This is a genomic window from Actinomadura geliboluensis, from assembly GCF_043197915.1.
GTDB classification, from domain to species: domain Bacteria; phylum Actinomycetota; class Actinomycetes; order Streptosporangiales; family Streptosporangiaceae; genus Spirillospora; species Spirillospora geliboluensis.
Genome location: NZ_JBICUA010000002.1, coordinates 372312 through 386923, shown reverse-complemented (window position 1 = coordinate 386923; position 14612 = coordinate 372312). Strand labels below are relative to the sequence as shown.

The window sequence follows — 14612 nt, the reverse complement described above, 5'->3', positions numbered from 1 at the left end:
GCTAGCCCCCGCTGATGACGGGGAGGTTGCGGGGATTGAAGTAGGGCGCCGTCGCCAGCTCCCTGAGCGCGGACATCGCGTGCGCGTCCCCGGTGACCGCGTAGGCGCGGCGCGTGTCGCGGGCGTCCTGCGCCTCCTCGTTGGAGTTGAAGTACACGACGGCCTTGACCTGCGGGTCCTGCAGGGTCTTGGCGGCCTCCCGGAGCCATTCGGCGCGGCGCGTGCCGTAGGACTTCGGCACCCCGAACTCGGCGACCATGATGGGCTTCTGCCGCTTGCGGGCCCACTCCAGGAACATCTTCATGACCTCGGACAGGTCGCGGTAGTCGTAGCCGCCGGTCGCGTCGGCGTCGGCGCAGATCCAGTCGACCTGGTCGTCGCCCGGGTAGTAGCCGCCGGCGCCCCCGCCGAACCCGCGCGCGGTGGGGCACCAGACCCAGGCGACGTTGTCGACCTTCTCCCGCTTGAAGATCTCCCGCAGGTGCTTCCAGGCGGCGATGAAGTCCGCCGGGGAGTGGACGCGCTTGTTCAGCGACCCCTTGTCCATGTCGCGGGACCAGCGCAGGAACACCGGCTTGCCGAGCGCCTTGACGGCGCGGGCGCGGCGCGCGATCAGGTCGTCGTGCTCGCCTTTGACGATCTCCCGGGTGTCGGCGCCGCCCCAGGTCAGCAGGAGGTACCGGTTGCCGTCCGCGACGGACTTCTCCAGGTCGCCGGGGAAGTCGCTCTTCCAGCCCCGGTAGCTCTGCACGATGTCGAGCTGCCGGCCGAGCCGCTGCTCGAAGCCCGCGACGGGCGCCATGCCCGGCTTCCCGGCGTCCTTGGCCGACGGCGACCCCGACGGCGTCTCGGAGGGCGTCCCGGACGCGGACGGCTTCGGCCCGGACGTCGCCAGCCCGGTGCCCTCCGGCGGCACCCACGCGCCGAAGTAGGCGCCCTCCTGCGGCGGGACGGGCGCGACGCCGGCCCGCGCCGTCGTCGTGATCTTCGGTACCGCGTCCGCGCCGTCCCCGCAGCCGGCCGCCACCGTCGCGACCACGACCGCGGTCGCGAGCAGCGCCGTCCCGACGAGGGGCAGTCTCGACCCCCCGAAGGGCACTCTGGTCCGCGCCGTCCGCGAACGCGCCTTCACATCGACCTCCGGCTCGTGCTGGTGTTGTGCCGCCCCGTGCGGGGACCGCCCCCGAGGGAGATGCCCGCCTCTAGGGGGCTGGGGACCGATCTCCCCGGCGGAAAGGACCATACTCGGCAATGCGGGCGAAGGCGGCCACGTCCAGAGCTTCGCCCCGGGACCTGGGGTCCACGCCCGCGGCGCGCAGCGCCTCCTCGGCGGCGGCGGCCGAGCCCGCCCACCCGGCGAGGGCCGCGCGCAGCGTCTTGCGGCGCTGCGCGAACGCCGCGTCGACCACGGCGAACACCTCCTCGCGGGACGCCGCGGTCGGCGGCGGGTCGCGGCGGGTGAACGCGACGAGCCCGGAGTCGACGTTCGGCGCGGGCCAGAACACCGCCCGCCCCACCGCCCCGGCGCGGCGCGCCTGCCCGTACCAGGCGAGCTTCACCGACGGGACGCCGTAGATCTTGCCGCCGGGCGCCGCGACCATCCGGTCGGCGACCTCGGCCTGCACCATGACCAGCGCGGACCGCAGCGACGGCAGCGAGGCCAGCAGGTTCAGCACGACCGGGACGGCGACGTTGTAGGGCAGGTTCGCGACGAGCGCCGTCGGCGCCGGCCCCGGCACCTCTGTGATCTTCATCGCGTCGGCCCGCACGACCTCCAGCCGCTCCGCGAGGCCCGGTTCGCGCGCCGCGACCGTGGCGGGCAGCTCCGCGGCGAGCACCGGGTCGATCTCCACCGCGACGACGCGCCGCGCCGCCGGCAGCAGCGCGAGCGTGAGCGACCCCAGCCCCGGCCCGACCTCGACGACGACGTCGTCGGCGGACAGCCCCGCGGTCCGGACGATGCGCCGGACCGTGTTGGCGTCGATGACGAAGTTCTGCCCGAGCGTCTTCGTCGGCCTGATGCCGAGCCGCGCCGCCAGCTCCCGCACGTCCGCCGGCCCGAGCAGCCCCCGTGTCTCCCCCATCCGCCGATTGTTTCAGCTCAGGAGAACAGGAACTTGCCGCAGTTGGGCCATTGGCCCTGCCAGCGGCCGTTCACCTTGTTGTAGAGCATCTGCGCCCGGTAGGTCTGCTCGCCCGCGCTGGCGTCCGACGGCTTGCCCGAGCCGCCGACGGACGTCCAGGTCTGCATGGAGAACTGGTAGAGGCCGTAGTACCCGGCCGGGTTCACCGCCTTGGGGTTGCCGCCCGACTCGCACTTGGCGAGCCCCGCCCAGTTCAGCCGCGCCGCCGACCCGGTGCCGGCCGACTTCGGGCCGACCGCGAGGATCCGCGTGACCGGCTCCCGCTTCACCTTCTGCGCGAGGACCTTCGGCACCTTCTTGCCCTTGCGCCGGACGTACGCCCACTTCACGATCTTGATGCCGTCCTTGCCCTCGCGCAGCACCTTCTCGCTCCACGGCGGCACCGACGAGCTGTTCTTGCGGATCGTCTTGGCCGGCGTCCGGACGACCTTGAGCTTCGGCGCCGACAGCAGCCGCATGATCGTGATCTTCTCGCCGGGCGGCTGGTCGGCGGCTGGCTCGACCAGGTCGTGCGGGCCGAGCGCGATCTTCGCCTGCTCCAGCACCTGCTGGACGGTGGTGCCGGTCGTCATCGTCTCGGTCGGCTTGCCGTCGACCAGCACGACGATCTTGCGCGGCGCGGGCGCGTCGGCCTTGGGCGCGTCCGCGACCGGGGCGGTGCTCTTCGGCGCGGCCGTCTCGCCGCCGCCGCACGCCGAGGCCAGCAGCGCCGCCGCCACGACGACGGAGGCTGCGGGGAGCAGGGGCGTACGGCGCGGGGTGGCGCGCAGCACTGTGTTCCGAAGCGCTGTGTTCCGAAGCACGGGGGGTTTCCTCCAGGGGGGCCGGGCTCGGGGGCGCCCGCTCGATGGCCAGAGATTAGAGGCACGCGGACGTTCTCCGCCACCTCATCGCCCTCACACGCCACATCCGCGGGCTACATCCCCTCTTGGAGGCGGTGCCGCAAGAATCCGTTCCAATCCCACTAAAATTGCCGATCATGGTCTGGCGGCGCCAGTGTGGTTCCTCGGCGTGCTCCTGGACCCGTAGGGCCAGGCACCCGCACGCCTACCGGCTGCTGGACGCCACCGCGGCGTGCCGCGGACGGTCCTGGGTGGTGCGCGTGGAACCGTCCGCCACTCCCCTGCTGCGGGACGCGAGCCTCGTCATCGCCTTCCTGCAGCACCGCCTCGGCGACTGAGACCCGCCCCGTCCAGGGTCACCAGGGGCCGAAGACCCGCTCCCCGTTCGCGGCGATCGCCGCGCACAGCTCCGCCACGTCCACGCCCTTGGCCTCGGCCATCGCCCGGACGGTGTGCGGGATCAGGTACGAGGCGTTCGGCTTGCCCCGGTGCGGGATCGGAGTGAGGAACGGCGCGTCGGTCTCCACCAGCAGCAGGTCGAGCGGCGCCGCCCGCAGCGCCTCGCGCAGCGGCTCGGCGTTCTTGAACGTGACGTTCCCGGCGAAGCTCATCACGTAGCCGCGCTCGGCGCAGACCTCCGCCATCGCCGCGTCGCCGGAGAAGCAGTGGAACACCACCCTCTCCGGCGCGCCCTCCTCCTCCAGGATCGCGAGGACGTCGTCGTGCGCGTCCCGGTCGTGGATGACCAGTGCCTTCCCGGTCCGCTTCGCGATCTCGACATGGCCGCGGAACGACCGGTGCTGGTCGTCCTTCGGCGCCCAGTCGCGGTAGTAGTCCAGGCCGGTCTCGCCGATCGCGCGGACCTTCGGGTGCGCGGCCAGCCGCGCGATGTCCTCCAGGACGGCGTCGGAGATCCCCGTCGTCTCGTTCGGGTGCATCGCGACCGCCGCGTACACGTCGTCGAACTCGGCCGCGGTGTCCACCGCGAACCGGGACGACGGCAGGTCGCAGCCGATCGTGACGATGCGCGTGACGCCCGCGGCCCTCGCCGACTTCAGCTGCTCGTCCACCGGCGTCTGGACGACGTCGAGATGGCAGTGGCTGTCGAAGACGTCCACGGGCAGGCGCTCGGGCAGCGGCGGGTAGGACCGGGCGGCCTGCCCGTCCCCGTCTCGGGTCACGTGTTCTCCAGCCTGGCGAGTTCCTCGTCCACGACGGACGCGTCCAGCTTCTTGAACAGCGGCGTCGGCTTGGCCAGCGGCACGCCCGGCTTGATCGGGACGGACTCCCAGCGCGCCTCGGTCGCGTAGTCGCCGGTGAGGACGCGGTAGTCGGGGCCGCCGTCCTCCGACACGGTCTCCAGCCGCGGCATGCCGCTCCACACGCCCTCGCCGCCGAGCATCTCGTAGACCTTCTGCGAGGAGGTCGGCAGGAACGGCGTCAGCAGCGTCTTGGCGTCGTCGACCACCTGGAGCGCGGTGTGCAGGATCGACTTGACCCGCTCGGGGTCGTCCTTCAGCTTCCAGGGCGCCTGGTCCGACAGGTACTTGTTGGCGTCGCGGACGACGTCCAGCGCCTCGGTGATCGAGCTCTTGAACCGGGACCGGCCGAGTTCGGCGCCGACCGCCCCGAACGCGTTGCGGCTGCGCTCCAGCAGCGCCCGGTCGGCGTCGGTGAGGTCGCCCGCGTCCGGGATCGCGCCGAAGTTCTTCGCCGCCATGTTCACCGACCGGTTGACGAGGTTGCCCCACGCGGCGACCAGCTCGTCGTTGTTGCGGCGGACGAACTCGGCCCAGGTGAAGTCGGTGTCCTGGTTCTCGGGCCCCGCGACCGCGACGTAGTAGCGCAGCGCGTCGACGTCGTAGCGCTCCAGGAAGTCCTTCACGTAGATGACGACGTTGCGGGACGAGGAGAACTTCTTGCCCTCCATCGTCAGGAACTCCGACGACACGACCTCGGTCGGGACGTTCAGCGCGCCGAGCGAGCCCGGCGTGCCGCCCTTGTCGCCCCGGCCGCTGTAGCCGAGCAGCATCGCCGGCCAGATCTCGGCGTGGAAGACGATGTTGTCCTTGCCCATGAAGTAATAGGACAGGGCCTCCGGGTCCTGCCACCAGGCGCGCCACGCCTCCGGGTCGCCGGACCGCCGCGCCCACTCCACCGACGCGGAGAAGTAGCCGACGACCGCGTCGAACCACACGTACAGCTTCTTCGCCGGGTTGTCGCGCCAGCCGTCCAGCGGGATCGGCACGCCCCAGTCGAGGTCGCGGCTGATCGCGCGCGGCTGCATGTCGTCCAGCAGGTTCAGCGCGAACTTCAGCACGTTCGGCCGCCACTGCCCCTGCTTGCCGCGCAGGTACCGGCCGAGGACCTCGGTGAACGCGGGCAGGTCGAGCATGAAGTGCTCGGTCTCCACGAACTTCGGCGTCTCGCCGTTGATCCGCGACACCGGGTTGATCAGGTCGATCGGGTCGAGCTGGTTGCCGCAGTTGTCGCACTGGTCGCCGCGCGCGCCGTCGTACCCGCAGATCGGGCAGGTGCCCTCGATGTAGCGGTCCGGGAGGGTGCGGCCGGTGGACGGCGAGATCGCGCCCATCGTCTTGGTCGGGAAGATGTAGCCGTTGTCGTACAGGCCCTTGAAGACCTCCTGGACGACCGCGTAGTGGTTCAGCGTCGTCGTCCGGGTGAACAGGTCGTAGGTCATGCCGAGGCCGTGCAGGTCCTCGGCGATCACGGAACTGTACCGGTCGGCCAGCTCGCGGGCGGTCACGCCCTCCTTGTCGGCCTGGACCTGGATCGGCGTGCCGTGCTCGTCGGTGCCGCTGACCATCAGGACCTTGTTGCCCGCCATCCGCTGGTAGCGGCTGAACATGTCGGCGGGCAGCGCGAATCCGGAGACGTGCCCGATGTGACGGGGCCCGTTGGCGTACGGCCAGGCGGGCGCGGTCAAGATGTGACGGCTTGACGAGGACATGCAATCAAGGGTAGTCGCGTCACGGGGGCCCCGGCACGCGAGTAACCTGGTCCGGGTTCCGGGGCAGGTTGATCAGCGGAGGCGGGGGACCCCAGGCATGGCCCAGACCACGTCCGAGGAGGCCGTCGGCCGGTCCCGGAGCGACCCCGCACCGGACGCGCCGGACGCGCCGTCCCGCGGCCCCGCCGCGCGGCTGCTCGCCCGGCTGCGCCGCACCCGGCGGGTGGTGTGGCTGTCCCTGCTGGTCTCGGCGTCCGCGGTGCTCGCCCAGTGGGTCACCATGACGCCGCCGCTGTACTTCGACCCGTACTACGTGTGGCTCGCCGCCCGCGACTGGCCCGACATCCCGCTCACCCAGTGGCCGTTCGACGAGGTCCCCCACCAGGTCACCCGGATCGGCCTGGTGCTGCCGGCGCGGCTCGTCCAGGAGGTCCTCGGCCCGGGGCAGGCCGCCTACTTCACGATCGCGGCGCTCGGCGGGATCGCGTTCTTCACCGGGACGTACCTGGTCGTCCGGTCCCTGTTCGGGGACGTGGCGGGCGTCGCGTCCGCGCTGGTCCTGCTGGTCCACCCGTTCTTCACGATGACGAACCCGTTCGGCCACGAGATCACCTGGTCGACCGGGGTGATGCTGCCGGACATGCCGGGCGCCGGGCTGTTCGCGATCGGGATGGCGGGCCTCGTCGTCGCGAGCCGCCGCACCGGGCGGGCGCAGACCCGGATGCTGCTGGCCGCCGGGGTGCTGCTCGGCACCTCGTTCCTCGTCCGCGAGTTCCTCGCGTTCCTGTTCCTCGCGATCCCCGCCTACCTGGCGCTGCTGCGCATCCCGTGGCGGCGCAACATCACGGTCGGCGCGCCGATGCTCGCGATCCTGCTGCTCAACTTCGCGCACAACCAGCTCGTGTGGGGCAGCCCGCTCGCGGGGCTGATGTCGGCGGCCGAGCACGGCGGCCAGTCCCGCGACTACGTGACCCGCGAGCTCGCCGCCCGCTCGTTCCTGCGCGCGATGCACGACTGGAACCCGCTCGGCCTCGTCTTCACCGTCGCGCTCGCCCTGACGATCGTCGGCTGGGCCGTCACCCGCGACCGGCGCCTCGCGCTCGTCCTGGTGTGGTTCCTGACGCTGGCGATCCCGCTGACGCTGTGCGCCGGCGTCCTCGACCCCGACGACATCAAGCTGCGGGCGTGGCTCCAGCGGTACTGGTTCGCGGTGCTGCCCGCGCTGCTCGCCGGCGGGTTCGGGTCGCTGATCCTGATGTTCCGGATGCTGCCCCGGCAGTGGGTCGCCCGGCTGCGGCTGACGACGGTGGTCGTACCGGTCCTCGCGGTCGCGCTGGGCGGGACATACGCGGTCGCCGCCGTCCGCGCCGTCCCCGACCTGGCGCGCGACAGGGCGTGGAGCGAGCTGCGCGGCTACCTCGCCGGCCACCGCGACATCACGCTGATCTGCGCCGACCGGCGGCTCGCGCAGACCCTGACGTTCTACACCCGCGACATGTGGGGCGACCCGGTCTGGCGCGGCGAGATCCGCGACTTCCCGCACTACATGCCGGTGCCGCGCAACGCGATGGAGGGCCCGATGCTCTACACGCGCTGGCGCGGCATGGAGTCGCAGATCGGCGGCGGCTGGCGCCCCGACCCCGCCCAGGGCTGGACGCTGATGTGGCGCTCCTCCGACGGCGTCCTGCAGCTGTGGGATCCCCCGGCGCGGGCTCCTTCCCCGTAAGGGGTCAGCGGGTCCAGGCGACCCAGTCGCCCTGGACGGTGCGGCGGCTGTCGGCGACGTGCCAGCCGGGCGGGGCGCCCTTCGGCCAGGACGCGGTGGCGGGGACGTCCTTCGGCCACGCCAGCACGACCATGTCGACGTTCTGCGGCGGGGCGACGTCGCGGGCGTTGAAGACGATGCCGTCGCTCCACCACGCCCAGTAGAACTGCGACAGCCGGATCGTCCACGGGACGTTCCAGTCGACGGCGACGGACCGCTGCGCGCGCAGGTCGACGCGGTCGCGCAGGTCGGTGTGCGCGGTCTCGGCGCGCACCAGCGGCTGCGCGATGCGGTCGGTGGCGGTGGCGCACATGGCGACCGCGACGAGGGCAAGCAGCCCCGCGAGCAGCGGCGGGCCGTGCCGGCGCAGCCGCACGGCCGCCACCGACAGCGCCAGCAGGACGAGGCCCGCCACGGTGGCGTGCCAGAGCCGGAACGACGTCCAGTCCCAGGTGAGCAGGGACGTCTCCGGGAAGTCGTAGGACGTGAAGGTGTACTGGCTGAGCAGGTCGCCCGCGTACCACTGGACGACGCACGCCGCGGCTACGGCCAGCGCTGCCGCCGCCGACGCGGCCCCCAGCAGCGCCTTGGCCGGGGCTCGCAGCAGCACCGCGACCCCGGCCACGAACAGCACCGGGGTGATGGACGCCAGATAGCGGCCGTAGACGTAGTTGCCGATGCGGTACTCGACGGGCAGCGCCGCCGACGTCGCGACCGCGATGCCCGCCACGATCCCGAGGACGGCGAGGGCCAGCGCGCGCGTCCGGCCGGGCGAACCCGGCAGCGCGCGCGGCGGCCGGGCCACGGCGTACACCGCCGCGATCAGGCCCACCGCGGCGATGCCGCCGGTCGCGACGGCCTGGTACCAGACCTGGCCGGTGCCGAGCGACAGCATCCAGCCCCAGCCGTCGGCGGTGGTGAGGCGCCGCACCACGTTGCCGCCGAGGTCGTTGTCGCCGTAGGGGTACATGTGCGGCAGCAGCGAGCGGTTCAGCAGCATCCCGGCGCCCGTCGCGGCGGCGAGGACGAGGCCGGCGGCGGACGCGTTCCGCCACGACCGCCACCGGAACACCGGCACGGCCAGGATCAGCGCCGCGTGCACGCCCAGCAGGATCGCGCCGCGCGTGTGGCAGGTGACGGCGTAGGCGACGATGAGGGACGCGCCCGTCCCGTACAGCAGGGGGCGGCGCGAGGCGGGGTCGCCGAGCCGCCGCGGGGCCGCGGCCAGCCAGGCGTGGGCGAGCAGCAGCCAGCCGGCGAACAGCACCGGCAGGATCGCGTCCGTGAGGACGAACTCGGAGTAGAACAGCACGCACGGCAGCAGCGCGGTGACGTGCGCGAACACGTACGACCAGCGGGGCCGCACCTGGAGGCGGCGCAGCAGCAGGTAGGCCAGCGGCAGCATCAGCGCGCTGAGCAGCGCGTTGATGACGAGGGCGGTCCGGTAGACGCCGACCGGGCCGGTGCCGAGCCAGATCGCGGGGGTCAGCAGCAGCGGGTAGCCGCCGCGGTAGACCGTCCCGAACGACATGTCGGCGCCGGGGCCGCCGGTGAGGACGCGGGCGGCGAACAGGTAGCCGGACTCGTCCGGCGTCGCGACCGGGACCGTCTGACCGGAGCCGAGCCACAGCCGCAGCGCGACCTGCGCGCCCCAGCCCAGCAGGAACAGCCAGGCCCAGCGGCGGCGGCCCGCCGGGGACGGCGCGGCGCGGGACTCCTCCGGGGCGGCCGGGGGCCGCGCGGCGGTGCGGGAGGCGGTGCCGGCGCCCGCCGGGGGGCGGGTGCTCATCGGGCCGCGGCGGGGGCAGTCGGTGAACGAAGATCCATCGCAGGTCAAGCCTGTCACAGTGCGGGCGGCGCACCGGTCTCCGGCCCGGAAACGCTCAGCGAGTTCTCTGCTGAGCGCCCGCCGGCGCCCGCCGCACCCGTCAGCGCTCGGCCGTGCCGCCCTCGCCGTCGGTCTCCTTCGCGGCCTCCGCCGAGCCCGCGGCGACCTTCTCCTCGGCCTTGTCCGCGGCCTTCTCCTCCGCCTTCTCCGCCTTCTCCGCCTTCTCCGCCTGCTCGGCCTTCTCAGCCTTTTCGGCCTGCTCCGCCTTCTCGGCGGCGCGCTTGGCCTTGTGCGCGGCGGCGTCCACGACGCCCGCGGCCTCCTCGGCCGGGTCGGTGAGCGGCGGGTGCTGGCGGCGGCGGATGCCGAGGATGCTGACGAACAGCGAGGCGAAGATGGCCTGGAAGCTCATCACCAGCGCGGTCGCGGCGGGCACGACGATGCGCAGCGAGTGCCGCGGGTCGAGCTCGCCGAAGCTGTTGACCCGCCAGTGCAGCAGCGACGCGACGAGGCCGGCGAGACCGGCGACCGCGAGCAGCCCGCCGATCAGCAGGCCGCGCTCCAGGCTCCACCAGTCGATGATCTTCTGCACCCGGCGGTCGTGCGGGAGGAATCCCTCCTGCATCGCGTAGACCTTCGTGAGCAGCGCGAACAGCACCGCCTGGAAGCCGATCACCAGCGCGGCGGACGCGCCGACCAGCGTGTCGACGTCGAAGGCGATCTCCCCGACGGTCACCGGACCGGTCGACAGCGCGATCCCGGCGACGAGGCCGAGAGTCATGAAGACCAAACCGGGGATGAGGAACAACCAGCGGGGGCTGTAGAGGAGGAGGAAGCGCAGATGGCGCCATCCGTCACGCCAGGTGTTGAGGTGCGGGGCCCGGGTGCGGCCGTCGGGCGACAGCGTGGTCGGCACCTCGCGGATGTCGTAGCCCTGCAGGGTCGCCTTGACGACCATCTCGCTGGCGAACTCCATGCCGCCGGTCTGCAGGCCGAGCCGCATGATGGCGTCCTTCTCGAAGGCGCGCAGCCCGCAGTGGAAGTCGCCGATCTTGCTGCCGAAGAACAGCCGGCCGATGAAGCTCAGCACCGGGTTGCCGAGGTAGCGGTGCAGCGGCGGCATGGCGCCGTCGGCGATGCCGCCCTTGAACCGGTTGCCCATGACGAGGTCGGCGCCGTCGCGCAGCTCGTCCAGGAACGGGCCGAGGGTGGTGAAGTCGTAGGAGTCGTCGGCGTCGCCCATCGCGACGTACTTGCCGCGCGCGGCCCGGATCCCGCCCATGAGGGCGTTGCCGTAGCCCTTGTCGATCACCGGCACGACGCGGGCGCCGGCGTCCCTGGCGAGCTGCTGGCTGCCGTCCGTGCTGCCGTTGTCGGCGATGACCACCTCGCCGTCGATGCCCTTGTCCTCGAAGAAGCCGATGGTCTTGCGGACGCAGGTCTCGACCGTTTCGGCCTCGTTCAGACATGGCATCACTACGGAGAGTTCCACGCGATCTCCTTCGTTACCCCTGGTGACCGTCTGCGGTGTTTTCCACTAATCTCAGTTGTTCCGCGGGGCGGCCCGTCGTCGTTCATGATGCCTGCCGAGGACGGGTAATGATGGCCGCTCTCGTCAAGAGCACCCGTATCGTGTTGCGCACTTGCAACCGAAAGACCCTCTCCGCCACGGTCGCGGGCGGCAGGCTAGGACGTCAAGCATACGGGCACGGCGGCCCGGAAAGGGTGGGTCTGCTGTGACGCGGGCCGTGGAACGCAGTGTCGGCGGAGAGAGCAGTGCCACCGGACCGGGGGCCGGACAGCGAAGGGGAGGTGCGGCAGTGGCGGGGGAAGCGCCGCGGGGCACCGCGCTGGAGACAGGGCTTGACACCGCGTCCGATGCCGCCGTGGACGGCGATGCGGAGGCGTCCGCCGAGGTCGGAGCGGTCACCGAGGCCGGTGACACCGCTGCGGGCACCACCACCGGAACGACCGGGAAGACCGCAGGGAAGAGCGGTGCCGGGGCCGACACGCCCGGCGGCGCGAGCACGGCGGGAAATTCTGGCAAAGCCATTGCGGACGCCCCCGAATCCCCCACCCGGACAGGCCGGAAGAAGGGCCGCGCCGCCGCCGGAAAAAAGACCGGAGATGCACCGCCGATTGACGGAACCTCCGGAGACGCACCGCTTTCGGGTGGTAAGCGACGCGCGCGCGGGCTGTGGGCGCTGGCGCGCCGGCATCCGGCATTCAGTGTGATCATTGCCACAGCGGCACTGCTCCGGCTCATCGCGATGCTCGGCTACCAGCCGGTCATGTACTTCAACGACAGCTTCGACTACCTGCACGTCGCGACCGACCCCTATCCGCATCCGCTGCGTCCCGACGGCTACGCCTTCCTGCTCTGGATCCTCAAGCCGCTGCACAGCTTCGCGCTCATCGCCGGGCTCCAGCACCTGATGGGCCTGGGCATGGGCGTGATGATCTACGCGCTGCTGCGGCGCCGGTTCGGGCTGCCCGGCTGGGGCGCGGCGCTCGCCGCCGCACCGGTCCTGCTGGACGCCTACCAGCTCCAGCTGGAGCACCTCGTCCTGTCGGACACGCTGTTCACCTTCCTGGTCGTGAGCGCGGTCACGCTGCTGCTGTGGCGGGACCGCCCGTCCTGGAAGATCGCCGCGGCGGTCGGGCTGATCGTCGGGATGGCGTGGCTGACCCGCTCGGTCGGCATGCCGGTGCTGCTCGGCGTACTGGTCTTCCTGCTGATCCGGCGGGCCGGCTGGAAGCCGATCGCCGTCACGCTCGCCGCGTGCATGCTGCCCGTGGTCGCCTACATGGGCTGGTACAAGGTCGACGGCGGCAAGTTCGCGATCACCGAGAGCAACGGGATCTTCCTGTACGCGCGGGTCTACAAGTTCGCCGACTGCCACCAGATGAAGGACCTGCCGGTCCGCGAGTACCCGCTGTGCACCGAGCCCGCGAACCGGCTGCCCAACTCCCAGGACGGCATCTGGAACGCCCAGTCCCCGCTCAACCGCTACACCGGCACCCGGTTCAGCCCCGAGAACAACGCGCTCGGCAACGACTTCGCCAAGCGGGCGATCATCGCGCAGCCCGGCGACTACCTGAAGGTCGTCGCGCACGACTTCTTCCGCGTCTTCCGGTGGGACCGGACGGTCTTCCCCGACCCGGCCACCTACTCGCAGTACGAGTTCGAGAAGACCAGCCGCCCGCTGCCGGACTGGCACATGCCGGGCGGCGGCGTCGCCTCCCAGGAGGCCAAGGCGTACGAGCGCGGCAACGCCCGGACGCAGGTGGTGGAGCCGTTCGCCGGCATCGCCCGCGGCTACCAGGACGTCTTCTACCTGCGCGGCACGATGCTCGGCGGCGTGCTGCTGCTCGGCCTGGCCGGGCTGGTCCCGCTGTGGCGGCGGTTCGGCGGCGCGGCGCTGCTGCCGTGGACGCTCGCGACCGGGCTGCTGCTCGCCCCGGCCGCGACCGCCGAGTTCGACTACCGGTACGTGCTGCCCGCCGTCCCGCTGGCGGCGCTCGCCGCCGGGGCGGCGTTCGCACCCGACGTCCGCGTGACCGTCGCCGGGTGGGGGCGCCGGCTGCGGCGCGGGCCCGCCGCGGCGGCCGCGCCGGCGGCGGACGCGCCGGAGATCGAGACCAAGGTCCCCGAGGTCGCCGCGAAGTGAACCCGGCCCTCACCCGGGCGCCCCGCGCCCGGGTGACGGCCGGGATCCGCTACCAGGCGTGCATGCGGCGCAGGTGGAAGACCATCGCCACGTCGCTGCCCGCGCGGGTCTGCGGGAGCTCGCCCTCCTTGCCGCGCATCGCCGACAGCGCCTTGACGTTCTGGCTGCCGCACTTCGGGCAGGTGCGGTCCGTCCAGGGCGTCGTGCAGGGCTGCCCGCCGCGCTCGTAGATGACGGCCTCGTTGCCGTGCCCGTCGCCCGCGTGGCGGACCTCGAACTCCTCGTTCCAGGTCGTCGTGCAGTTGAGGCACTCCAAGACCCATACTTCGTGGCTCGTCCATGTGTCCAGCACGGCACTCACCCCCTCGGAGACCGTCTCGGGCGCGTCCCGCTGACCGCGTCCCAGTTCCATGGTGGCCCCAACGTGCCCATAGTGCGCCCGCCGTGCGGCCACCGATAGGGGTTATTCCCAGAAAGAACCGGTTGGACCGGTCTGATGCCGCGCCTACGCCCTGGACTTCACAACGGCGTCGTAAACCACGCGCTTCGGGGCGCCGTTCTCCTTCGCGACCTCCGCGATCGCCTGCTTGCGGGGCGTCCCGGCCTCCTCGCGGGCGGCGACGGCCGCGGCCAGCTCGGCCGGTTCGCGCAGCCCGGACGGCTCCGGCGCGCCCCCGACCACCAGCGTAATCTCGCCGAGCACCCCGCCGGCGGCCCAGCCGGCCAGCTCGCCGAGCGTCCCGCGCCGGACCTCCTCGTAGGTCTTGGTCAGCTCGCGGCAGACCGCGGCGGGACGGTCGGCGCCGAACGACTCGGCCATCGCGCCGAGGGTGTCGGCCAGCCGGCGGGGCGACTCGAAGAAGACCATCGTGCGGGGCTCGTCCGCCAGGGCGCCGAACCGGCGGGCCCGCTCGCCCGGCTTGCGGGGCGGGAAGCCCTCGAAGCAGAACCGGTCGGTGGGCAGCCCCGACACCGCCAGCGCGGTCGTGACGGCGGACGGCCCGGGCAGCACCGAGACCGGCACCTCCGCGGCGACGGCCGCGCGCACCAGCCGGTAGCCGGGGTCGGACACCCCCGGCATGCCCGCGTCGGTGATCACCAGCACGTCCCGCCCGGCCAGCAGCTCCTCGACCAGGCTCTCGGCCCGCGTCCGCTCGTTCAGGTCGTTGTAGGACACGACGCGGCCGGCGGTCCGCACCCCGAGGTCGGCCACCAGCCGGCGCAGCCGCCGGGTGTCCTCGGCCGCGATCACCGGCGCGGCCGCGAGCGCCGCGCGCAGCCGCGCCGACGCGTCCTCGGCCCGCCCGATGGGCGCCGCCGCCAGCAGCAAGGTCCCGGTCACGCGGATCATTGTCCCACCCGACCGCGCCCCCGGCGCGCACGGAGGGGCC

General features: G+C 72.5%; 12 protein-coding genes. 3 read left to right on the top strand and 9 right to left on the bottom strand.

The genetic code is table 11. From position 1 onward, the window contains the following. Position 1: 1 nt before the first annotated feature. The 3 genes from ACGFI1_RS07345 to ACGFI1_RS07335 all read right to left on the bottom strand — a co-directional run bounded on the left by ACGFI1_RS07345 (position 2) and on the right by ACGFI1_RS07335 (position 2947). Positions 2-1099, bottom strand: coding sequence for a hypothetical protein (locus tag ACGFI1_RS07345; RefSeq protein ID WP_240808162.1), 1098 nt, complete (start codon positions 1097-1099; stop codon positions 2-4). A 103-nt stretch (positions 1100-1202) separates the two neighbouring features. Then, the gene (rsmA, locus tag ACGFI1_RS07340; RefSeq protein WP_392783939.1) at positions 1203-2084 is read right to left on the bottom strand and encodes a 16S rRNA (adenine(1518)-N(6)/adenine(1519)-N(6))-dimethyltransferase RsmA; all 882 of its coding nucleotides are present in this window, start codon (positions 2082-2084) and stop codon (positions 1203-1205) included. 17 nt (positions 2085-2101) lie between these two features. After that, the gene (locus ACGFI1_RS07335; RefSeq protein WP_386872801.1) at positions 2102-2947 is read right to left on the bottom strand and encodes a transglycosylase family protein; all 846 of its coding nucleotides are present in this window, start codon (positions 2945-2947) and stop codon (positions 2102-2104) included. Positions 2948-3123: 176 nt separating this feature from the next. Between ACGFI1_RS07335 and ACGFI1_RS07330 the strand changes: the two genes are divergently transcribed. Next, positions 3124-3324, top strand: coding sequence for a hypothetical protein (locus tag ACGFI1_RS07330; RefSeq protein ID WP_392783937.1), 201 nt, complete (start codon positions 3124-3126; stop codon positions 3322-3324). 18 nt (positions 3325-3342) lie between these two features. Here the strand turns inward: ACGFI1_RS07330 and ACGFI1_RS07325 are convergent, their stop codons facing one another. Together ACGFI1_RS07325 and metG are read right to left on the bottom strand one after the other, a co-directional pair. After that, entirely contained in the window at positions 3343-4167 is an 825-nt protein-coding gene (locus ACGFI1_RS07325; RefSeq protein WP_392783935.1) for a TatD family hydrolase, read from the bottom strand. After that, positions 4164-5957: a methionine--tRNA ligase gene (metG, locus tag ACGFI1_RS07320; RefSeq protein WP_392783933.1), complete on the bottom strand. Its 1794-nt coding sequence runs from the start codon at positions 5955-5957 to the stop codon at positions 4164-4166. Before metG ends, ACGFI1_RS07325 begins: the two co-directional genes overlap by 4 nt. A 97-nt stretch (positions 5958-6054) precedes the next feature. Here metG and ACGFI1_RS07315 point away from each other — a divergent pair, with 97 nt between their 5' ends. Next, the gene (locus ACGFI1_RS07315) at positions 6055-7683 is read left to right on the top strand and encodes an ArnT family glycosyltransferase (RefSeq protein WP_392783931.1); all 1629 of its coding nucleotides are present in this window, start codon (positions 6055-6057) and stop codon (positions 7681-7683) included. 4 nt (positions 7684-7687) lie between these two features. On the opposite strand, the gene ACGFI1_RS07310 is transcribed toward ACGFI1_RS07315, so the two are convergent. Then, entirely contained in the window at positions 7688-9511 is a 1824-nt protein-coding gene (locus ACGFI1_RS07310; protein ID WP_392783929.1) for a hypothetical protein, read from the bottom strand. A 139-nt stretch (positions 9512-9650) separates the two neighbouring features. After that, positions 9651-11042, bottom strand: coding sequence for a glycosyltransferase family 2 protein (locus ACGFI1_RS07305; RefSeq protein ID WP_392783927.1), 1392 nt, complete (start codon positions 11040-11042; stop codon positions 9651-9653). A 739-nt stretch (positions 11043-11781) separates the two neighbouring features. Here ACGFI1_RS07305 and ACGFI1_RS07300 point away from each other — a divergent pair. Then, positions 11782-13221, top strand: a complete 1440-nt coding sequence (locus ACGFI1_RS07300; protein ID WP_387069759.1) for a hypothetical protein — start codon at positions 11782-11784, stop codon at positions 13219-13221. A gap of 49 nt (positions 13222-13270) precedes the next feature. Here ACGFI1_RS07300 and ACGFI1_RS07295 read toward each other — a convergent pair whose 3' ends face one another. Together ACGFI1_RS07295 and rsmI are read right to left on the bottom strand one after the other, a co-directional pair. Next, positions 13271-13633 (bottom strand): hypothetical protein, encoded by a 363-nt coding sequence (locus ACGFI1_RS07295; protein ID WP_386872815.1) that lies wholly within the window; start codon positions 13631-13633, stop codon positions 13271-13273. A gap of 93 nt (positions 13634-13726) precedes the next feature. Beyond that, entirely contained in the window at positions 13727-14572 is an 846-nt protein-coding gene (gene rsmI, locus ACGFI1_RS07290) for a 16S rRNA (cytidine(1402)-2'-O)-methyltransferase (protein ID WP_387069763.1), read from the bottom strand. Positions 14573-14612: the final 40 nt, after the last annotated feature.